This is a genomic window from Protofrankia sp. BMG5.30, assembly GCF_001983005.1.
In the GTDB taxonomy this organism is placed as follows: domain Bacteria; phylum Actinomycetota; class Actinomycetes; order Frankiales; family Frankiaceae; genus Protofrankia; species Protofrankia coriariae.
Window position 1 is genome coordinate 102,440 of the sequence record NZ_MOME01000024.1, and the last position, 22,290, is coordinate 124,729.

The 22,290-nt window shown below is 72.6% G+C and carries 9 protein-coding genes and 1 riboswitch; of the genes, 6 read left to right on the forward strand and 3 right to left on the reverse strand.

Annotated features, from left to right (window positions below; all coding sequences use genetic code 11):
* Window positions 1-610: 610 nt before the first annotated feature.
* From BL254_RS14955 to BL254_RS14975, 5 genes are all read left to right on the forward strand, one after another.
* Entirely contained in the window at window positions 611-9,004 is an 8,394-nt protein-coding gene (locus tag BL254_RS14955) for a type I polyketide synthase (protein ID WP_083731110.1), read from the forward strand.
* On the forward strand, window positions 8,991-14,939 hold the full coding sequence (locus BL254_RS14960; protein ID WP_083731107.1) for a type I polyketide synthase: 5,949 nt from the start codon (window positions 8,991-8,993) through the stop codon (window positions 14,937-14,939). The genes BL254_RS14955 and BL254_RS14960 overlap by 14 nt, the downstream gene beginning before the upstream one ends.
* 119 nt (window positions 14,940-15,058) lie before the next feature.
* Window positions 15,059-15,415, forward strand: coding sequence for a phosphopantetheine-binding protein (locus tag BL254_RS14965; RefSeq protein WP_047225089.1), 357 nt, complete (start codon window positions 15,059-15,061; stop codon window positions 15,413-15,415).
* A 2-nt stretch (window positions 15,416-15,417) separates the two neighbouring features.
* Window positions 15,418-16,494 carry an alpha/beta fold hydrolase gene (locus BL254_RS14970; protein ID WP_076843631.1) on the forward strand — a complete coding sequence of 359 codons (1,077 nt, stop codon included), beginning with the start codon at window positions 15,418-15,420 and terminating at the stop codon, window positions 16,492-16,494.
* The gene (locus tag BL254_RS14975) at window positions 16,491-17,768 is read left to right on the forward strand and encodes a glycosyltransferase (protein WP_076843633.1); all 1,278 of its coding nucleotides are present in this window, start codon (window positions 16,491-16,493) and stop codon (window positions 17,766-17,768) included. Before BL254_RS14970 ends, BL254_RS14975 begins: the two co-directional genes overlap by 4 nt.
* A 359-nt stretch (window positions 17,769-18,127) precedes the next feature.
* Here the strand turns inward: BL254_RS14975 and BL254_RS28975 are convergent, their stop codons facing one another.
* Entirely contained in the window at window positions 18,128-18,262 is a 135-nt protein-coding gene (locus tag BL254_RS28975) for a hypothetical protein (RefSeq protein WP_256386251.1), read from the reverse strand.
* Between the two features lie 200 nt (window positions 18,263-18,462).
* A riboswitch (TPP riboswitch) is annotated at window positions 18,463-18,587 on the forward strand.
* On the opposite strand from BL254_RS28975, the gene thiC reads away from it, so the two are divergent.
* A complete protein-coding gene (gene thiC / locus BL254_RS14980; RefSeq protein ID WP_047225078.1) occupies window positions 18,579-20,435 on the forward strand; it encodes a phosphomethylpyrimidine synthase ThiC in 1,857 nt (618 codons plus the stop codon). Its footprint overlaps the riboswitch before it by 9 nt.
* 96 nt (window positions 20,436-20,531) lie before the next feature.
* Here the strand turns inward: thiC and BL254_RS14985 are convergent, their stop codons facing one another.
* Both BL254_RS14985 and BL254_RS14990 read right to left on the reverse strand, forming a co-directional pair.
* Complete coding sequence (locus tag BL254_RS14985) at window positions 20,532-21,611, reverse strand: hypothetical protein (RefSeq protein WP_254858169.1); 1,080 nt, start codon at window positions 21,609-21,611, stop codon at window positions 20,532-20,534.
* A 183-nt stretch (window positions 21,612-21,794) separates the two neighbouring features.
* Window positions 21,795-22,290: transposase (locus BL254_RS14990; protein WP_175648381.1), on the reverse strand; the 496-nt coding region annotated here is incomplete at its 5' end.

The following is a 22,290-nucleotide window of genomic DNA, read 5'->3' on the forward strand; positions in this document are numbered from 1 at the left end:
CCACGGTACCTGCCCTTCCGTGTATGGATAACTGCGCTGTGTCCGCACCCGGTTTCCGCTGTGTTGCCCGGCCGGTGGGTCCTGCCGGTTGGTTTTCCCGGGGGGCTAAAATTTCCGATACGTATCCGGTGGCACGGTGCCCGCGCCCATGTCCTGCCTGCCCGGGGAAGGAGCTGGTCCGGCACCCGCAAGTGCCGATCTCGGTGAACCGGTGTCGGTCGCCGTTGGTGTCCGTCGGGGACCGTCGGCCAACGATCTGCTGGGAAATGATGTCGACCTTGAGAACTGTCGTCGTTGTGAGTTTCGTGATTTCTGGTTGTCTTTTCTGGCACATTATTGTGAATATAATGTGTCGTTGTTGTTCTTTCGTATATGTGTACGGTTCGACTCCCGGGCTCCTTGGCGGGTCGGTCGCGGCACGCCCGCGGCCGTGGCCGCCGGCCCGGTGGCCGGCGAGCGCCGACCGGCCGGCGGGCACACGATCGTCACCGTGGCCGCACACCTGGACACCGGCAGGTATGCCGGTGGGTGCCGGGCCGTCCGCCGGCGCAGCCCCGGCCCGTGGCGCCGCCGGCGCGCCGACGCGACGGCGGGTCAGGAGGGACCACCCATGAGCACCAGCACGCACCGTAGCCCGCAGGCCCGGACCTCCGGGGTATCGCGGGCCGGGGCGGTGCGGGTCCCCGGGTCGTCGCGGGACCTCGTCGTCGCCATCACCCCCTTCACCGAGCCTGACGCGCGCCTGGTGGCTGCGGTGGCCCGGGCCGGCGGCCTCGGCGTTCTCGACCTGGGGCGGGACGCCGCCGCCGCGCGTGCCGCGCTCGCGGACGCGGCCCGCTGGTCGCGTGGCCCGTTCGGGATACGGGTGCCCGTCGGCTGCGCCACCAGCCCGTGGGAGCTGCCGCCCGAGGTGGACACCGTCGTCCTCGCCACCGGGCCGGCCCACGGAGGGCGGGACGGTGAGTGGGATGTGGCGACGGCGGCGGTCGGGCGCCGGCGCGTCCTCATCGAGATCACCTCGGTCGAGCAGGCGCAGGTGGCGGCCGCGGCCGGCGCCGACGGCCTGATCGCCCGGGGCGGCGAGTCCGGCGGCCGGGTCGGCGACCTGACCACGTTCACCCTGCTCCAGCACCTGTTCGCCGCCGACGGCCTGGACCTGCCCGTGTGGGCAGCCGGCGGGGTGGGGCCGCACACCGCCGCGGCCGCCGTTGCCGCGGGGGCGGTCGGCGTCGTGCTCGACGTCCAGCTCGCGCTCGTCCGGGAGATGGAGCTGCCGGCCGAGGTCGCCGCCGCCATCCGGGGCATGGACGGCAGCGAGACCACGGTCCTCGCCGGGCACCGGGTGTACGTCCGCCCCGACCTGCCGGTCGCCGGGCTTGCCGGCCAGCAGTTCGCCGGCCCTGGCCAACAGGTGGACGAGGACATCGACGATGACGCGGTCGCGTACCGTCTCGGCGCCCGTGACCTGCGCGAACAGTTCCTCCCCGTCGGTCAGGACGGCGCCTTCGCCGCGCCGCTGGCCGACCGGTACGTCACCGCCAGCGGCGTTGTCACAGCGGTCCGGGACGCCATCGAGACCCAGCTCGCCGCCGCGGTCCGGCTCGCCCCGCTCGCCCCGGGCGCGTCCTTCGCCGCCGACCGGGGTCTGCGCGTCCCGGTCGCGCAGGGGCCGATGACGCGGGTCAGCGACCGGGCCGAGTTCGCCCGGGCGGTGGCCGACGGCGGTGGCCTGCCGTTCCTCGCGCTGGCCCTGATGGACGGTGACGAGGCCCGCGCTCTGCTCGAACAGACCCGCGCCCTGCTCGGGGACGCGCCATGGGGGGTGGGGATCCTCGGCTTCGCCCCGCCGGAGATCCGTTCGGCCCAGCTCGATGCCATCGGGGAGATCCGCCCGCCCTGCGCGCTGATCGCCGGCGGGCGTCCGTCCCAGGCGGCCTCCCTGCAGTCCGCCGGTGTCGACACCTTCCTGCACGTGCCCTCGCCGGGGCTGCTCGGCCGGTTTCTCGCCGCCGGGGCCCGCAAGTTCGTCTTCGAGGGACGCGAGTGCGGCGGCCATGTCGGCCCGCGGGCCAGCTTCCCGCTGTGGGAGAGCCAGATCGCCGGGCTGTTGGCGTACGGCGAGCAGGTGTCCGTCGCCAGCGGCCGGTCCGCGGCCAGGGCGTTCTTCGAGGGCCTGCACGTGCTGTTCGCCGGCGGTGTGCACGACGAACGGTCCGCGGCGATGGTCGCGGCGGCTGCCGCGCCGCTGGCCGACCACGGTGCCCGGATCGGGGTGCTGATGGGTACCGCGTACCTGTTCACCGCCGAGGCGGTCAGCTCCGGCGCGATCCTGCCCGGTTTCCAGCGGACGGCGCTGGACTGCGACGGCACCGTCCTGCTGGAGACCTCGCCGGGGCACGCCACCCGCGCCGCCCGGTCACCTTTCGTCACCACGTTCGCCGGGCGGCGGGCCGAGCTGCTCGCCCAGGGGCTCGCCCCCGCGCAGGTGTGGGAGGAGCTGGAACAGTTCAACCTCGGCCGGTCACGGATCGCGAGCAAGGGCCTGCGCCGCGACCGCGGCCGGCTGGTATCCGTCGACGAGGACGTCCAGCGTAACGACGGTATGTTCATGATCGGCCAGGTGGCGGCGCTGCGTTCGGAGCCGACCACGGTGGCTGCCCTGCACGCCCAGGTGAGCGAGGGCGCCACCCAGGCGCTGGCCGACCGTCTCGCCGCCCTCGGCATCGACCCCGACAGCGACATCCCCGACAGTGACATCGACACTGGTCTCGACAGCGATGCCGATACCGACGTCGGCGCGGCGCTCGGGCAGCCGGCCCGGCCAGGCACCACGACACAGGCGGGCGCCACGACACAGGCGGGCACCAGGGCGCGGACGGGTGCCAGGGCACGCGGACGTGGACGCGGCCGCCGCCACGAGGCCGCCCGTCCGCTGGACGTGGCCGTCATCGGCATGGCCTGTGTGTTTCCGGGCGCCGCCGACACCGCCGAGTACTGGGCCAACGTGCTCGGGGGCGTCGACGCGGTCACCGAGGTGCCGCGCAGCCGCTGGGACGCGGACCTCTACCATGCTCCCGTCCAGACCCCTGACCAGCGGGCCTCCGGTGGCCCGGATTCCGGGCGGGGCGGGCGGGTGCCGTCCAGGTGGGGCGGGTTCCTCCCGCCGGTCCCGTTCGACGCGCTGCGCTTCGGCATCCCGCCGAAGTCGCTGAGCAGCATAGAACCCGGGCAGCTGCTCGCCCTCGAGGTGACCGCGCGGGCCCTGCGCGACGCCGGCTACGACAACCGGCCGTTCGACCGGTCGCGCACGTCGGTGGTCTTCGGCGCCGAGTCCGGCGCGGACCTCGCCGCCGCCCACGGCTTCCGCTCGGCCTACCCGGCCTTCTTCGGGCCGGTCCCACCCGCCCTGGCCGAACGCCTGCCGACACTGGACGAGGACTCCTTCCCCGGCATGCTCGCGAACGTCATCGCCGGGCGGGTCGCCAACCGTTTCGATCTCGGTGGCGTGAACTACACGGTGGACGCGGCATGCGCGTCCTCGCTGGCGGCGCTGGACACCGCCTGCAAGGAACTGGTCGGCGGCACCTCGGACCTGGTGCTCTGCGGCGGTGTGGACACGCACAACAGCATCCATGACTTCATCCTGTTCTCCTCTGTCCACGCTCTGTCACCGACCGGTCGGTCCCGCAGCTTCGACGCGGCCGCCGACGGCATCTGCCTGGGGGAGGGGGTAGCTGTCGTCGTCCTCAAGCGGCTCGCCGACGCCGAACGCGACGGCGACCGCATCCACGCGGTGATCAGGGCGGTGGCCGGGTCGAGTGACGGCCGGGCGCTGGGCATGACCGCGCCGAGCCGGGCCGGTCAGGTGCTGGCGATGGAACGGGCGTACGCGCGGGCCGGGATCTCCCCGGCCGACGTCGGCCTGGTCGAGGCACACGCCACCGGCACGGTCGTCGGTGACAGCACGGAACTCGCCAGCCTCACCGAGGTGTTCGCCGGCCACGGCGCCCGGCGGGGGAGCTGTGCCGTCGGCTCGGTGAAATCCCAGATCGGGCACACCAAGTGCGCCGCCGGGCTGGCCGGACTGATCAAGACGGTGCGGGCGCTGGCGGTCGGGGTGCGTCCCCCGACGTCCAACATCACCCGGCCGAACCCGTCCTGGGACGCCGGGAGCAGCCCGTTCTTCTTCGACACCGCCGCCCGGCCGTGGGCGGCGCCGGCGTCGCGGCGGCACGCCGGAGTGTCCGCGTTCGGCTTCGGCGGGACCAACTTCCACGTGGTGCTCTCCGCCTACGACGGCGCTCCCGAACCCACCCACGGGCTGGACGCCTGGCCCGCCGAACTGTTCGTCATCCGCGGCACCGACCGGGCGGCCGCCTGCCGCACCCTGGACCGGCTCGCCGAGCTGATCCGCGTCAACGACGGCGCCGGACGGCCCTGGAAGCTGCGTGACCTGGCCGCGACGGTGGCGGTCAAGCGCGGCGGGGCGGTGCGGGTGGCGTTCGTCGCGACCAGCCTGGACGAACTCGCCGACCTGGTGAAGCGGGCTCGCGCGTTCACCCACGACCCGAAGGCCGGGATTTTCGTCGCCGGCGGCGACCGGGGCGTGGCGGGCCAGGGCAGGGCCGGCCGTGCCACGCTGGTCGGTACCGCGGACACGGCCCCGGCGCCAGCCGGGAAGCAGGGCACGGGCGGGGCGGAAGAAGAAGAGGCGGAAGAAGGGAAGATCGCCTTCCTGTTCCCGGGGCAGGGCAGCCAGCGGCCCGGGATGCTGGCGGAGCTGTTCGTGGCCTTCCCACGGCTGCGGCACCTGCTCGAACGCGGGGAGAAGTGGGTGCCGGCGATGTTCCCGCCGGCCACGTTCAGCCGGGCGGACACCGACGCCCGGCATGCGGCGATCACCGACACCCGGACGGCGCAGCCGGTCCTCGGGATCGCCGGCCTCGCCATGCACGAGATCCTCACCGGCCTGGGCGTGCGTCCCGACCATCTCGGTGGCCACAGCTACGGCGAGCTGGTCGCCCTGTGCGCGGCCGGGGCCGTCGACATCGACGATCTGCTGCCGCTCAGCGAAGCCAGAGCGGCCGCCATCCTGGACGCCGCCGATGCCTTCGCCGCGGCCTCCGCGACCGCTGATCCCAGCGGTGCCTCCGCAACCGGTGTCATTGTCGGCCCTGCCGTTGGCGCCGATCCCACTCCCGTTGGCGCCGACACCACTACCATCAGTGGCAATAACACTACTTCTAGTGGCGACATCGATCCCGTCACGGCTGGCGCCGGCACGATGGCGGCGGTGTCAGCCCCGGCGTGGCGGGTGCGGGAGGTGCTGGACGCCGCGACGCCGGGCCCGGTCGACGGCCCGGCGGGCCCGGGCGATGCCGTGATCGCCAACCACAATTCGCCGGAGCAGACCGTGATCTCCGGTCCGACCCCCGCGGTGGAGGCCGCGGTGCGGCGCCTGGCGGCCGAAGGGCTCACCGCCAGGCGGATCCCGGTGGCGTGCGCCTTCCACAGCCCGGTGGTCGCGGCCGCGGCCGGGACGTTCGCCGCGGAGCTGGACAGGGCCGCGATCATCCCGCCGTCACGGCCGGTCTGGTCGAACACGACCGCGCGGCCATACCCGGACACCGCCGACGCGATCCGGCAGACCCTCGCCGGCCAGGTCGCCCAGCCCGTCCACTTCGTCGAGCAGATCGAGGCGATGTACGCCGCCGGTGTACGGATCTTCGTGGAGGCCGGGCCGGGTCGGGTCCTCACCGGGCTCACCAGCAGGATTCTGCACGGCCGGCCGCACACGGCCGTCGCCACGGACGTCCCCGGCGAACACGGGCTGCGCCGGCTCCTGCTCGCGCTGGCGGAGCTGGCGGCCGCCGGTGTCGCCGTGGACACCACGCCACTGTTCACCGGACGTGACGCACAGGTGGTCTCGGCCGCGAACTGCCCGCGCCGGCCCGGCTGGCTCGTCGACGGCCACCTGGTGCGGACGTCCGACGGCCGTCACCTGCCGGGTGGGCTGGTTCCGGCGGACAGGCTGACCCGTCTGCCGGTCCCCGAACCGCCGTCGTGGGCCGCGTCTCCCGCGGTGGCGGAGCTGCCGACGGTGATCGTCCCACCGTCGGTCGGGAACACCGATGCCGCCGTGATCGAATTCCTGCGGACGACCCGTGAGCTGGTCGCCGCGCAGCGCGAGGTCATCCTGAACTACCTGGCCGCCACCGACCGCATGTCGGCACTCCCCCCGGCCGCTCTCGCGCGTGCGGAGGCTGCCCTGCCACCGGGCACGCTCGACCACGTCCCGCCACTCGACCACGTCCCGCTGTCGGATCCGCACGAGCATGGTCCGTTTCCAGCGGTGGACAACCACGTTGCGTTGCCAACGCCGGCCGACCATGYCGCGCCGCTGCCCGCCTCGGCCGATCAGCCCTGGCCGCCCGGCCAGCCCGTAGGCCACGACGACGCCCCGGCCGTGGTGGTCTCCGAGCGGCCGGTGTCCCGGGAGCCGGACGTGGTGCTGGGCGCGGTGGTGGAGGTGATCGTGTCCGCGACGGGGTATCCGGCCGAGATGCTGGCGGCGGACCTGGATCTCGAAGCCGACCTGGGTATCGATTCGATCAAACGGACGGAGATCCTGGGCACGCTGGCGGAACAGCTCGGCCTCGGCCTGCCCACGGCCCGGGAAGCCGGTACCACCGAAGGCGGCGCGACAGTGGATGTTGGCGCTGCCGGAGGCTGGAGAGCTGGCACTGCCGAAGGCGGCGCGACAATGGATATTGGCGCTGCCGGAGGCTGGAGAGCTGGCACTACCGAAGGCGGCCTGGCCGACGAGGTCGTCGAGGAGCTCGCGGCCATCCGGACCATTCGCGGGATCGTCGAGTGGATCGTCACCCGCTCGGATGCCGGCCCCGCCACGGACACGTACCCCGCCACGGACACGTACCCCGCGGCGGACGCGGGCCCTGCGACGTACCCGGACCCCGCCGCGAGCGTGGGCCCCGCCGTGGGCCCGGGGAACGCGGTGGGCCCGGGGAACGCCGTGGGCCCGGGGCTCGGCCCGGAGCTCGCGGCCGTCCCGGGCCCCGTGACGATTCCGGGCAGCGGGATTGTTGTGGAGGCCGCGAGCGTCGCGGACGCGGGGAGCGGGCCAGCGGTCCCGGCGGCCGTGTCGCGACAGGCCGGCGGTCGGCCCAGCGAACGTTTCGTGCGCCCGCCGGGCCCGGGGGATCCCGCGGACTCGGCGGCCGCGTTGCGGCGCTTCGTCGTCGAGGTCGTTCCGCTGCCGTCGCAGGGCACCCTCCCCGACCTGCTTGCCCTTGCCGCGGCGGGCACCCGCCCCGGGCCGGGGCCACTGGCCGGCAGCCGGTTCGCCGTGGTCGAAGGCGGCCTGGGTATCGGCCTGGCGCTGGCGACCCTGCTGGAGCAGCAGGGCGCGTCCGTGCGGATGTTCTCCGTGGACGACGCCTCGCTCGCCGACCAGCTTGCCGGCGGTGCCGGGGCGGACGGTGTCTGGTGGGTGTCGTCCGTGGACCGGGACGCGCCACCGGCCCTGCCCGCCGCGTTCGTCCCGATCCGGGCCGCGGTTGCCGGCGGCACCCAGCGTCTGATCATCGCGACCGGTGGTGGGGGCAGCTTCGGTCGCGGGGTGGGCGACGAGCCCGGCCCAGGTGTGGGGATGGCCGGTTTCACGCGCACGCTCGCCCGGGAGGTGCCGGACGTGGTGGTCCGCGCGGTGGACCTCGACCCGAAGGAAGCGCCGACCCGGCTCGCCGGCTACCTGCTCACGGAGTTCCTCACGCCGGACGCCCCGTCGGTGATCGGCTACCGGCACGGCGTCCGGTCGACTCTCCGGGTGGTGCCGGCCGAGATCCCCGGTGCCGGTGCGCCCCCGGCCGCCTCGGTGGCTCCGGTGGGCCCGGCTGGCCCGGTGAGCATGGCTGCCCTGACGCTCCCGGCCGCCGGGCCGTCGTGGGGCTGGCGGTGGCACGACGACGTTGCTTCCGTACCGCCGCCCCAGGCCACCGGCGTGCTGGGGGAGCTCGGCCCGAGCTCCGTCGTCCTGCTCACCGGTGGCGCGCGCGGGATCACCGCCAAGGTCGCCCTCGGGCTTGCCCAGGCCACCGGCTGCGGGATCGAGCTGATCGGCCGGACGCCGCTGCCGGCCGCAGCCGAGGATCCGGCGACGGCCTCCGCGGTGGACGCGCCTCAGCTGCGCCGCGCCCTGATCGCCGCCGGCCTGCGCCGGCTCACCGAGGTCGAGGCCCGTGTCACCCACCTGCTCGCCGAGCGGGAGGTGCGGGCCACCGTCGCGGCCCTGCGCGCGAGCGCGTCCTTCGTCCGCTATCACGCCGTCGACGTGCGGGATCCGGACGCGCTGCGCGCGGTCGTCGAGACGATCTACGCCGACCGTGGCCGGCTTGACGGGGTCGTCCACGGCGCCGGCGTCCGCGAGGACAAACTGCTGCGGGAGAAGACGGCACGCTCGTTCGAGCGGGTGTTCTCGACCAAGGTCGACGCAGCCCGGACGCTGGTCGACGCGCTGCGGCCCGACCTCGGCTTCCTGGTGCTCTTCGGCAGCGTGTCCGGGGTGTTCGGCAATCGGGGGCAGGTCGACTACGCCGCCGCCAACGACGCGCTCGACACCTGCGCCCATGCCTGGGCGAGGCGGCTGCGCGGCCGTGTCGTGTCCCTGGACTGGGGCCCGTGGGCATCGCCCGGCTCTGCGGGCCTTGCCGGCTCCGCGGGCTCTGCGGGCCTTGCCGACTCTGCCGGCTCCGCGGGCTCTGCGGGCTCTGCCGGCGGTGACCGGGAGGCAGCGGTGGCAGGCGCGGGAGCCGGCGGGGGGATGGTCTCGGCGGAGCTGGCACGCGTCTACGCCCGACGGGGTATCGGGCTGATCGACCCGGACGCCGGGGTCGCCGCGGTCCTGCGCGAGCTGGCCGCCGACGTGGACGACCCGCAGGTGGTGTACCTCTCCGGCTCCCTGGACGCCTTCGATGCCGGGATCTAGGGCGGGCGGGCCCGGCGGGCCGCCGGACCCGGACGCGGGCATCGCGATCGTCGGGATGGCGGCGGTGTTCCCGGGCGCCGGTGACCTCGACACCTACTGGCGCAACATCCTCACCGGTGTGGACGCCATCCGGGACATCCCGCCGCAACGTTTCGACCCGGAGTTCTTCCATCCGGATCCCGGCCCTGGCTCCGGCTCTGGTCCCGATCTCGGTCCCGATCTCGGTTCCGATCCCGACCCTGGTTCCGATGGCGGTCCCGAGGCGGCCGGGGAGCGGATCCGCTGCCGGCGCGGCGGGTTCATCGAGGAGTTCGCGACCTTCGACCCGACCCAGTTCGGGATCATGCCGCTGGCCGTGGACTGGGCCGAGCCCGACCAGCTCATGGCCCTGCGGGTGGCGGCCGAGGCGATCGCGGACGCCGGTGGCGCGGACGCGCTCGGTGACCGAGGCCGGACCGGGGTGGTACTCGGCCGCGGTGGTTACTTCGCCTCCGGGATGGCCCGGCTGGACCAGCGGATCAAGGTCTCGACACAGCTGGTCACCAGCCTGTCCGAGCTTGTCCCGACGCTCACGGCCGAGCAGTTGGCCGGGGTGCACGCCGCGTTCACCGAAACGCTCGGCCCGCGGCGCCCCGAGGCCGCGATCGGGCTGGTGCCCAACCTGGCCGCGTCCCGGATCGCCAACCGCCTCGACCTGCGCGGCCCGGCCTACACGCTGGACGCGGCCTGCGCGTCGTCCCTGATCGCCGTCGAGACGGCCGTGCGCGAGCTCGTCGCCGGCCGGGCCGACACCATGATCGTCGGCGGTGTGCACCTGGCGCAGGAGGTGACGTTCTGGAGTGTCTTCTCGCTGCTGCGGGCGTTGTCGCCGAGTTCGCGGATCCGTCCTTTTGACCGGCGGGCCGACGGCATCCTCATCGGTGAGGGGGTCGGCATGGTCGTCCTCAGGCGGCTGGCCGACGCCGAACGCGCCGGTGACCGGATATACGCGGTGATCCGCGGCTGCGGCTCGGCGAGCGACGGGCGGACGTCGACGCTGCTGGCGCCGGCGTCCGACGGGCAGGTGCTCGCCGTCGAGCGGGCCTGGGCCGACGCCGGGCTGGATCCGAGGGCACCCGGCGCGCTCGGCCTCGTCGAGGCGCACGGGACCGCGACCCCGGCCGGGGACGCGGCCGAGCTGGCCACCCTCCGGCAGGTCTTCGGCGCCGACGCGGGGGCTGGTGCGGGGGTCTGGGGGGGAGCGCGGCCGATCGGTGTCGGCTCCGTCAAGTCCATGATCGGGCATACCATGCCGGCGGCGGGCGCCGCCGGGTTGATCAAGGCTGCGCTGGCGCTGCATCATCGCGTACTGCCGCCAACCCTGCACTGTGAGCAGCCGCATCCGGCGTTCGCGGGCACCCGGTTGCGGCCGGTGGCAGAAGCCGAGGCCTGGGACGTCGACGACGGTGTGCCGCGCCGGGCCGGGGTGAACGCGTTCGGTTTCGGCGGGATCAACGCGCACGTGGTCGTCGAGGAGGCGCCGGCACCGTCGAACGCGCCGTCGCTGGCCTTCCCGGCCACGGTTCCGGTGCCGGTCCCGGTCATGCTCCCGGTCCCGCCTCCAGGCCCGGCCGCGGCCGCGCCCCTGGCCGTGACCACGGCGGCGGTGCCCCCGGGCGCGGTCCCGGGCGCGACCGCACTCCCGGCCACCGTCCCGCTCCCGGTCCCGGCAACAGCCATGGCCACCACGGCCATGGGGCCGTCCACGCGCTCGGGCGAGCGACCCGGCGGCGAGCGGGTACTGCTGTTCGCCGGGACGAGCCCGGCGGAGATCGCCCGCGCGCTCGCCGTCCCCGACCAGGAGCTGCTGGCGCGAGACGACACCGCCGCCCCGCCCGAAGGCGGGCCCTACCGGCTTGCGATCGTCGCGCCGGACCGGCGCCGGCTGGCGCTCGCCCGCACGGTCGTCGAGCGCGGTCGGCCCTGGCGCGGCCGCAACGACCTGTGGTTCACCGGCTCACCGCTGCTCGGCGCCACCGCCGCGCCGGACCGGACAGCGTTCCTGTTCTGCGGCCTGGAGGACAACTTCCACCCCCGGGTGGACGACGTCAGCGCGCACTTCGCGCTCACCCGCCCGCGGCACCTTTCCGCCGGAAACCTCGGCCCGGCCGCCGCTGGAACGGGCGGCTGGGCCGAGGCGCTCGGGGAGCACGGCGTCGCCAGCGTCGAAGTGGGCCGTGTACTCGACACGGCGCTGCGCCGACTGGAGATCTTCCCGGACCTCGTCGGCGGCCACAGCATCGGCGAGTGGAACGCCATGATCTCCGCCGGGATGATCGACGACGAGGATGTGGACAGGTTCATCGCCTCGTTCGAGCCGTACTCCCTGGAGGTGCCGGGGGTGGCCTTCGGCGCGCTCGGGTGCGGTGCGGACACGGCAGCCGCCACCATCGCGGACCTCCCGGACGTCGTGGTCTCGCACGACAACTGCCCGCATCAGTCGATCATCTGTGGGGAGGAACGCAGCGTCGAGAGCGCCCTGCAACGGCTGCGCGGCCAGGGCGTGCTGGGCCGGATCCTGCCGTTCCGCTCCGGCTTCCACTCCCCGTTCCTCTCCCCGTTCCTGGCGAAGGTCCGGGTCGACGTGGCCGGCATCCCGATCCGCACGCCGACGGTGCCGGTGTGGTCGGCGACGACGGTCGCGCCCTACCCCGACGACCAGAACGGAATCCGGGAGCTGGCGGTGCGCCATCTGCTGGAGCCGGTCCGGTTCCGCCAGCTCGTCGAGCGGCTGTACGCCGAGGGCGCGCGGGTCTTCGTCCAGGTGGGGGTGGGCAGCATCGCCGGCTTCGTGCAGGACACGCTGCCGGGCCGGGAACACCTGACGGTCGTCACGAACACCCCGAAACGCCCGGGCATGGACCAGCTGCGACGGGTGGTCGCCGCGTTCTGGGTCGAGGGCGCCACACCCCGGATGGACCGGCTGTCGGCCATGAGCACGCCGGCGACGATCCCGCTCCCGATCCCCGGGCCTCAGCGGCCATCGCCGTCGCCATCGTCACCGGCGCCATCGCCGCTGTCCCCGCTGTCATCACCGTTGTCACCGTCAGCCGCTCATGACGGCCAGGAAGAAGCAGTCGACGATGGACAGCGGTCGTCCCAGCAGACGCACCGTGGCCAGCCGATGTTGCTCAACCTGGGTGCCCCACTGGTCCGCCTCGGCGAGCGGGCGGCGTCGCTGCTGCCCACGACCCTGTTCCCGGGCCCAGCCTCGATCTCATACCCGGCCCTGGATCCGGACTCGGACTCGGCTCTGAGCCCGGACAGGGAACTGGCCCTGCCCCCGGATCCGGCCCTGGATCCAGCTTCGGACCCGAACCTGGCCCCGAACCAGAATCAGGACCCGAATCCGGAGCCGCCCCCTGCCTCGGATTCGGCCCTGGCAGCGGATCCGAACTCGATCCCGGAGCCAGTCCTTGTCCCGGATTCGGACTCGGCCCTGCTGTCGGAGCCGGGCTCGCGCCTGGCCACCACCCTGGAGCCGGATCTGACTCTGCTCCCGGATCCGGCTCTGGATCCGGATCCAGCCCTGGATCCGGTCTCGGCGCCGATCCTGGCGGAGCCGGAGCGGGAACCCTCGGTTGCCGGGCCGTCCGCCCGTTCGATTCCTTCCGCGACGGCCCACGAACGTCGGCCGCTGACAGCGCGGGAAAGACGTGATCGGGCGGTCAGCGCGCATCCGGCCGGTGGACACGGCAGCACCGGCAATCCGGTGCTCGCCGAATTCGACGCGCTGGTCGCCGAGACCAACGCGATGGTCTCGGCCGTGTTGGCACACTGGACGGCCAGCGCGTCCGCCGTCGGCGCCACCGCGTCCGCCGCCAGGAGCGGTGCGCGTGGCGCCGGGAGCGGCGCGCCTGTTGCCAGGACGAGTGCGTCCGCTGCCGGGACCTCCGCTGCCGGGACCATCGCGCCCACCGTCAGGGGCGGCGCGTCCGGTGCCAGGGCGCGGGTGTCGGCCGCTGTCCAGAAGGCACCCGCCGGCCCGGCCACCGCTGCTCGTACAGGGCACGGCGGACGCCCGACGCCGCCTGCGCCCGCTGCGCCGGACGCGCCGCCTGCGCCGGCCGGATCGTCAGCCGGGCCGCCGGGCCGGCCAGCCGGAGCGGCGGGGCCGGCGGTACCGCCGGGCGGGCGGGACGTCCGGCAGACGCGGCGCACGCTGTCGATCGAGACGATGCCGTACATCATCGACCACTGTTTCTACCGGCAGCCGCCGGGGTGGCCGCATCTCGCCGACAGGTTCCCGGTGGTCCCGATGACCACCGTGCTGGAGATGATGATCGGCCAGGCGCGGGCGGCCGTGCCCGGCCGGGTCGTCGTCGGCGTCACCGACGTCCGGGCCCTGCGCTGGCTGGCGATCGAGCCGGCGGTAGAGGTGACCATCACCACGACCGTCCTGCCGGCCGTGGCCGGGCAGGACGCGAYGGGCGCGAACGCGAGCGCGGTCCGGGTGAGTATCGACGGGTACGCGCACGGCACGGTCATCCTCGCCGACGCCTTCCCGCCGGGGCCGGCACCGTCGGCGGAGCCCCTGCCCGAGCCGCGTGACGACACACCGCTGGACGGGCCGTCGATCTACCATGCTGGACGGCTGTTCCACGGCCCCGGCTATCAGGGGCTGGTCACGGTCGGGCCGGTCTCCCCCGGGGGCGTCCACGGGGAGCTTGTCGTGACGAGCGCGCCCGGCGCGCTGCTCGACGCCGCGGGCCAGCTGTTCGGCTACTGGCCGCGGGAGCATCTCGCCGCGGACTGGCTGCTGCTGCCCTCGGCCCTGCGCGGCGTGCGCTTCTTCGGCCCGCACCCGGCCGTGGGGGAGCGGCTGACCTGCACGGTGTGGATACGTGACGTCCGGGACAGCGCCGTCACCGCCGATCTGGAGGTACGCGCCGCGGACGGCACGGTGTGGGCRCGCGTCGAGGGCTGGACCGACCGCCGGTTCTCCCAGGACGAGCTGATGTGGGCGATGCTGCTGCGGCCGGCGCGCAACGCCATCGCCGAACGGGCCGCCGGCGGCTGGGTGCTCGCCCGGGAGCACTGGGCGGACACCGCCTCCCGCGAGCTTGTCACGCGCTACCACCTCGACACCGACGAGCGCGCCATCCTGGCGGCGAAGCATCCCAGGGCCGCGCGGGAGTGGCTGCTCGGGCGGATCGCGGTGAAGGACGCCGTCCGCCACTGGCTGTGGGACAGCGGCGTCACCGACGTGTGGGGCATCGAGATCGGTGTGTCGGACGAGGACTCCGGGCGCCCGGTGATCGACCGGCTGCCGGCGCGTGCCGGCGTGCCGGCCACACCCCCGCGAGTTGCCCTGGCGCACACGGCGCTCCTCGCGGTGGCGGTCGTACATCCCGACGGTGCGGTGGGTATCGACATTGAACGGGTGACGCCGCTCCCGGCAGGGGTAAGGGCAGGGACGGAGATGGAGACGATGGCGCTCACGGACGCCGAGCGCGCCCTGCTCGCCGAGCTGGCCGGAGCCGACGCCGGCCTGCGGGCCCTGTGGCTGGCCAGGTTCCGGGCCGCCAGGCAGGCCGCGGCCAGGGCCGATGACACCGGTCAGGCGAGCTGGCCACAGCGGTTCGTCGTCGAGGGGGTCACGCCTGGTCATCTCCGGGTGCGGACGGACGACCAGGAGCCGTCGCGCGCCCGCTGGGTCGCGCACCAGTCGATCAGTGCGCTCGGCGAGCCCCTGGACGACCACGGCCATCCACTGGGCCATCCGCTGGGCGATCGTCGTTCCGTCGCGGGCAGCGCCGCTGGTCGTCACTCCGTCGATGGCCCTGAAGTTGATCATTGTTCCGTCGATGACACTGACGTTGATCGTTACGTTGTGGCGTGGACCTCGCCCGAGGTCGAACAGGCGGCACGGGAGAACGAAGGAGCGTGGAGATGACGGCCAAGCCCCTGACGACCGGACACCCGACGATCGGACACTCCGCCACATCCGGTCCCGCCGTATCCGGCTCCGCAGCATCCAGCGAAGCAGCATCCGGTGAAGCGGGATCGGGTGCGGTGGGAGTGACCGCCTCGGGCGTCGAGCGGGCCGCAGTCGAGGAGCGGATTCTGCGTGAGGTCGTGGCGCTGCTGCACGACGTCATCGGCGACGAGTACGTGATCGACTGTGAGATCGACCTGTCGACGTCGTTCAACACCGACCTGGAGCTGGAGAGCATCGAGTTCGTCGCCCTCGCGGACCGGATGCGGCAGCACTATGGCGACACGGTCGACTTCGTCGGCTTCCTCGCGGACCGGAACGTCGACGAAGTGATCAACATGCGGGTCGGTGAGGTCGTCTCCTTCATCGCCGACTGCCTGACGCCGCCCCAGCCGTCCGAACCGTCCGAACCGTCCGAACCGTCCCGGTCGTAGCGATGCCCGAGGTCCTTGCCAACGGCGTCCGCCTGCACGTCCAGCGGCTGTCGCCCAGGGGTGGCCCGCGGCCCGGGGCACCGGTCGTCGTCATGGTGCACGGCATGGTCATGGACAACCTGTCCAGCCTCTACTTCTCGCTCGGGACCAGCCTCGCCCACGCCGGCGCCGACGTGATCTGCTACGACCTGCGCGGTCACGGCCGCAGCGAACGGACACCGGACGGCTACGCCATGACGGACGCCCTGGCGGACCTGTCGGGGCTGCTCGACGCGCTCGGCGTCGACCGTCCCGTCCACCTGGTGGGCAACAGCTACGGGGCGACGATGGCCCTGTCCTACGCCCTGGAACACGCCGGGCAGGTGGCGAGCCTCACCGTGATCGAACCGCCCTTCCTCGTCGAGGGCCTTGGCGCGCGGATGGCCCGGTCGCTGGCGCAGGTGTCGGCCGGGCTCGACGACGCCGAGGTCGAGCGGTGGCTGGAGCGCTCCGCCGGGCGGGCGGTCAGCCGGATCGCCCGCGGTGCCCAGGCCCTGCTGCGGGAGACCTCGATCGCCAGGGACATGCTCGCCACCGAACCGTTCTMCCCGCGGCGGCTGGCCCGCCTGGACGTCCCCGTGCTGGCGGTCTACGGGGCGAACTCCGACATCGCCGACCACGCCGAGGGGCTCGCCCGGCTCGTGCCGGACTGCACCCTGATCGTCCTCGCGCACCACACCCACGCGGTGCTGCGGGAGGCCACCGACTACCTGCGCGTCCTGCTCAGATGGTGGCTGTTCGAACCCGGCACCCCGGTGCCGCCCTACGCCGACACCGCCGGGCGACGGTTCGAGACCCCCGACTGGGTGACCCGGATGGTCCCGCCCCCGGATCTCAACCGTCCCGCCAGCACCCCCGCCCGCCCGGACAGTGATCCCGGCCGTCTGGACGCTGCTCCTGGCCGTCCGGTCAGCGGTCCCAGCCGGCCATCTGGCGATCATGATCGTCCGGACGGCGGCCCCGGACGCCCGAAGGAGCCGAAGGAGGAGGGGGAGCCCGGCCGTCCGGAGGAGAGCATCGGTACCGGGGTGCCGGGGTGAGCCGTTTCCTGTTCGTCGTCCCGCCGCTGACCGGACACGTCAACCCGGCGGTCGGGATCGCCGGTGAACTGGCCGGACGCGGTCACAAGGTAGCGGTCGCGGGCCATCCGGACGTGGTCGGGCCGCTGCTGGCCCCAGGGCTCACCCTGCTGCCACTCGCCGGGACGTTCACCGGCCCCAGCCGGGCTGCCGTCGAGGAGAAGTCCAGGCAACTGCGGGGCGCGGCGTCCCTGAAGTTCCTCTGGGAGGACTTTCTCATCCCGCTGGCCGCCTCGATGGTCGACGAGGTCGAGGCGAAGGTCGACCAGTTCGCCCCGGATGTGCTGGTCGTCGACCAGCAGGCGGTCGGGGCCGCGCTCGTCGCCCGCCGCCGCGCCCTGCCGTGGGCGACCCTTGCCGCCACGTCCGCCGAACTGGACGATCCGTACGAGCTCCTGCCCGGGGTCGGGCGGTGGGTCCGTGACACGTTACGTGACTTCCAGCGCTCCCAGGGGGTGCCCGAGGACAAGGCGTGCGTTGGTGACCTGCGCTTCTCCGAGCACCTGACCCTGGTGTGCTCGGTGCCCCGGATGCTGCGCACGGACAGTTTTCCCAGCTACTACGGTTTCGTCGGCATACCGCTCGGCCGGCGGCCGGCAGTGGCCTTCCCGTGGGAATGGCTGGATTCCGAGCGTGAGCATGTGCTGGTCTCGCTGGGAACGGTGACCCGCGAGGCCGGCGGCCGGTTCCTGCGGGTCGCGGTCGACGCGCTCCGACCGCTCGGGCACCGCCTACAGGCGATAGTCGTGGCGCCGCCCGGCATCCTCGGCCCGCCCCGGGCGAATCCCGCACCCGGCGGCGCCGCCGTGGCCGACGGCGCTCCGGTCGACGGTGCTCCGGTCGACGGTGCTCCGGTCGGCGTTTCCCGTGGCAGTGGCGCTGAGGAGCACATTCTTGTGCTGCCGCACGTCCCGCAGCTCGATCTCATGCCACGGCTGTCCGCGGTGGTGTCGCACGGCGGGAACAACACGGTGTGCGAGGCATTGGCGCACGGTGTCCCGCTGGTCGTGGCGCCGGTCCGGGACGACCAGCCCGTCATCGGGGAGCAGGTCGTGCGCACCGGCGCGGGCCTGCGGGTCCGGTTCGGCCGGGTGAGCGCGCCCGCGCTGCGCGAGTCGATCGTCTCGGTGCTGGACGAACCGTCCTTCCGTGTCGCCGCGCGGCGGCTACGCGGCGACTTCGCAGCCGCCGGGGGCGCCGTCGCCGCCGCGGATCGCCTACTCGCGATGATCTGACCGGGTGCCCGGGTGCCCGGGTGCCCGGGTGCCCGGGTGCCCGGGTGGCCGGGTGGCCCGCTGCCCCGGTGGCCCGCTGGCCTGTTGACCTCTTGGCCCGGCGTGCTCATTGAGCCGGCGCCGTTCGGCGCAACCTCCTTCGAAGCCCGCCGCCGACCAGCTCTTTCCACATTTCTTCTTCCGGGTCTCCGCCGTGTTCCGGGTCTTCTTCGCGTTCCCTTCCCGCCGGCGGCGGAGTTTCATGTGGAACTCCGTGCCGGCCAGAAAGAAAAACGTCCTCCTGCTTGTTCCGGGAAATTTGGCCGGTGTTTCTTCGGATATTTTTCGGATAGTTTTCGGGCGGTTGACCGGGTGATTGATCAGGTGGTTGTCGTGGCGTCCGGTCGGGTGCCTCCCGTATTACCAGTGGCGGGCGGTTCGTCGTAACGCCAGTCGTGGACGAGTCCGATGACGAAGATTCCGAGGAAGAGCGCCAGCAGCGGCAGCAGAATCATTCATGCTCCCAGAGGGGGGAAGTGAGAGGGAGGATCTTTCCCGGTCACCGGGCGGACACTGTCCCAGCCTGATTACCCGCTCTCGGAAGCATCTCACCTGACGCTCGCCCGCGGTGACGCTGTGACACGATCCTGGGTTGTGGGTGGGTGTTCCGTCGATTGGGTGGCGACAGGGTGCTGGTTGGGCGTACCGTCGCATCCAACGTCAACGCGGGAGCTTCCAACGCAGGAGGCTGAGAGGGCGGCTGGGACCCACCCACAGTRCCGCCGACCGCCAGAACCTGTCCGGGTAATGCCGGCGTAGGGAGGCTGTCACATGGTGCTGCCCGTCGACCGATCGGTCTCCGTGTCCGCGCCCGTCACCGGCGGAACACCCGTCACCGGTGGCGCGCCCGTCTCCACGGGGCGTGACGCTCGGAGGTCCGCTGCCGGAGGGCCCGGCGGCGCCTCCACGCCCGGTGGCTCACCCGCGCCGGTCACCTCCGGTCCGCTGCCCGGCAGCCGCAAGACCTATCTGGTCGGCTCCGCGGACGGCCTGCGGGTGCCTATGCGCGAGGTGCTGCTGTCCACCGGCGACAGCGTGATCCTGTACGACACCTCCGGCCCGTACACCGACACCGAGCAGGTCACCGACGTGCGCCAGGGGCTGCCTCCGCTGCGGGACGCCTGGATCACCGCCCGCGGCGACACCGAGATCTACCAGAACGCCTCGCCACAGGTCCGGCATGGGGAGCGGCTGCGCCGGCCGTCCCCCAGGCGGGCGCTGCCCGGCCGGGCCGTCACCCAGCTCGCCTACGCGCGCCGGGGCGAGATCACGCCGGAGATGGAGTTCGTCGCGCTGCGCGAGGGCCTGCCGGTCGAGACCGTGCGGGCGGAGATCGCCGCCGGCCGTGCGGTGCTGCCCGCGAACGTCAACCATCCCGAGTCCGAGCCGATGGCGATCGGCAGTGCCCTCCTGGTGAAGATCAACGCGAACATCGGGAACTCGGCGGTGACCTCGTCCATCGAGGAGGAGGTGGACAAGATGGTGTGGGCGACCCGCTGGGGCGCTGACACCGTCATGGACCTGTCCACCGGCCGCGACATCCACACCACCCGGGAGTGGATCATCCGGAACTCGCCGGTCCCGATCGGGACCGTGCCGATTTACCAGGCGCTGGAGAAGGTCGGCGGCAAGGCCGAGGAGCTGTCCTGGGAGGTCTACCGGGACACCGTCATCGAGCAGTGCGAGCAGGGCGTGGACTACATGACCGTCCACGCCGGAGTGCTGCTGCGCTACGTGCCGCTGACCGCGCGGCGCAAGACCGGGATCGTCTCCCGCGGCGGATCCATCCTGGCCGCCTGGTGCCTGGCCCACCACCAGGAGAACTTCCTTTACACCCACTTCGCCGAGYTGTGCGAGATCCTGCGCGCCTACGACGTGACCTTCTCGCTCGGGGACGGGCTGCGCCCCGGTTCGATCGCCGACGCCAACGACGCCGCCCAGCTCGCGGAGCTGGCCACCCTCGGGGAACTCACCTCGGTGGCGTGGGAGCACGACGTCCAGGTCATGATCGAAGGCCCTGGGCACGTCCCGATGAACAAGATCAAGGAGAATGTGGACCTGCAGCGCGAGCTGTGCCACGACGCGCCCTTCTACACCCTCGGACCGCTGACCACGGACATCGCGCCCGGCTACGACCACATCACCTCCGCGATCGGCGCGGCGATGATCGGCTGGTACGGCACGGCGATGCTCTGCTACGTCACGCCCAAGGAGCATCTCGGCCTGCCCGACCGCGACGACGTCAAGGCCGGGGTGATCGCCTACAAGATCGCCGCGCACGCGGCGGACCTGGCCAAGGGGCATCCGGGCGCCCAGGCGTGGGACGACGCCCTGTCCGACGCGCGGTTCGACTTCCGCTGGACCGACCAGTTCCACCTCGCGCTCGACCCGGAGACCGCCGAGGCCTTCCACGACGAGACCCTGCCCGCGGCGCCCGCGAAGTCGGCGCACTTCTGCTCGATGTGCGGCCCGCACTTCTGCTCGATGCGCATCACCCAGGACGTGCGCAAGTACGCCGAGGAGCACGGCATTGCGGAGACCGACGCCGTGGAGGCCGGCCTGCGGGAGAAGTCGGCGGAGTTCGCCGCCCGCGGCAGCCACGTCTACCTCCCGATCGCGGAGTCGTAGAAGCCACGTAGGTGGTTCCTGTCACTCCAACGACGGTTTCTACCTACGGCTCCCGCATCCGTAGGTGGAAACCGCTGTGATGATGACGGTTTTCACCTACAGGTTCGGCTCCCAGCCGCGTTGGCGTAGTGCTGTGGCGACCTGTTCGGCCACCAGCCGCGGTTCGGTGCGCAGTACATGGACCGGGAAGCGCAGAATGAGGCGGTCCTGGAGCACACCGGCGTTCTGCCGGGCCAGGTCGTCCCACCACTGACGTACCTCCCGGTGATAGCCACCGTCGATCTCCACCCAGACCCGCCACGTTTCGTACCAGACGTCGAGGTGGTAGCGGCTGCCGCCGGCATCGATCCGCGGCTGCCGTCGCGCGGCCGGCAGGCCGTAACGATTCTCGATTTTTCGATAAAGGATTTCGGCCACCGAATGGGCACCATCGCCCAGGTCGCTCAGGGTGTCAGTGATCAGCCTGTTGCGGCGCAGCGGCCCACGGCGCTCGACRACACGGCGAAGCTCGGCGACGGTGACCAGCCGCTGCTGGACGGCCGCGGCAAGCACAGCACGTGCGTCCTCTTCATCCGGGGCCCAGCTGGCCATGTCCACGACCGAGCGGGGCAGCCTGGTCCGCGGTGGCGACCGCCGCGGGTACACGTCATCGGATCCGAGGTGATGGCTGCGCCGGATGATGACACCGGGGCGCCGCGTCACATGCCGGGCAGCGTCGACAAGGACGACGGCCGGGCCGCCGTCGAACCCGCGTAAGCCGTCGAACGATGCCGCGGACGCCCCGCCGAGTACCGCGCCCGCTCCGACAGATTCGACGGCCGCCCACATCATCTGGGCGTCGGTGATCGGGCYGGAGTGGGTGACGAGCACGCCCCGCATGGGCCGCTGCCAGCGGCCGCTGCGCAGCTTCCAGCGGATTTCCGCCTCGGTCATCCCGGCCCGCAGGGCTGTACGGACGGAGATGACGCCGTCCTGGGATTCCGCGATCCGCTCCCAGACCGTGCGTTCCCCACGGCCATCGGCCCGCCGCCTGGACGTGTGGCCGTTTCCGCGGGTCCCGTGGCCGCTGCCATCGCTGCCACGAGCCTCGCTGCCAGGCCCCTCGCTGCCGAGGAGCCTGGCGCCACTGTTCTTGCCGCCGCTGCTGTTCCTGTTGCCGCCGCGCGGATGCCGCAAGCCGGGATCATGGGCCATACCCCCACGCTGCCACGGCCTCCGCCCCACCCGCGAGCGAGACCAGCCACCTGTGGACAACGAACCTGTAGGTAGAAACCATCACTACCGCAACCGACCCCACCTACACCCACGGAGCCTGTAGGTGGGGGAGTGTCTCGTGATCAGTGTTTCCGGCGGATTTGATCAGTAGGTCTCAGCGGACGGCCAGCGGTCACTAAACGTGATTGCCATCGCGTCGATCACGGGTTTCCACCGGACAGCCCACCGGGCGCGGCCGGTCCCGGTCGGATCCAGGCTGCGGGTCACAAGATACAGGCATTTCAACGCGGCCTGGTCGCTCGGGAAATGCCCGCGGGCGMGGACCGCCCGGYGGTAGCGGGYGTTGAGCGACTCGATCGCGTTCGTCGAGCACAACACCCGCCGTATTTCCGCGTCATAGTCGAGGAACGGGATAAACTCCTCCCAGGCGTTCCGCCACAGCCGGATCACGGCGCGGTACTTCTTCCCCCAGGTTTCTTCGAACTCGTCGAGGGCGAAGGCGGCGGCTTCCGGAGTAGGCGCCGTGTAGATGGGCTTCAGGTCGCGTTTCACCGCGTCATGATCGGCCCGCGAAGTCAGCCGAAACGTATTGCGGATAAGGTGGATAATGCAGGTTTGGACCGTGGCGGCCGGCCACACG

Bases quoted from the DNA above. Each gene is read 5' to 3' on its own strand.
- BL254_RS28975 (WP_256386251.1), bottom strand. From the start codon at position 18,262: ATGATTCTGCTGCCGCTGCTGGCGCTCTTCCTCGGAATCTTCGTCATC.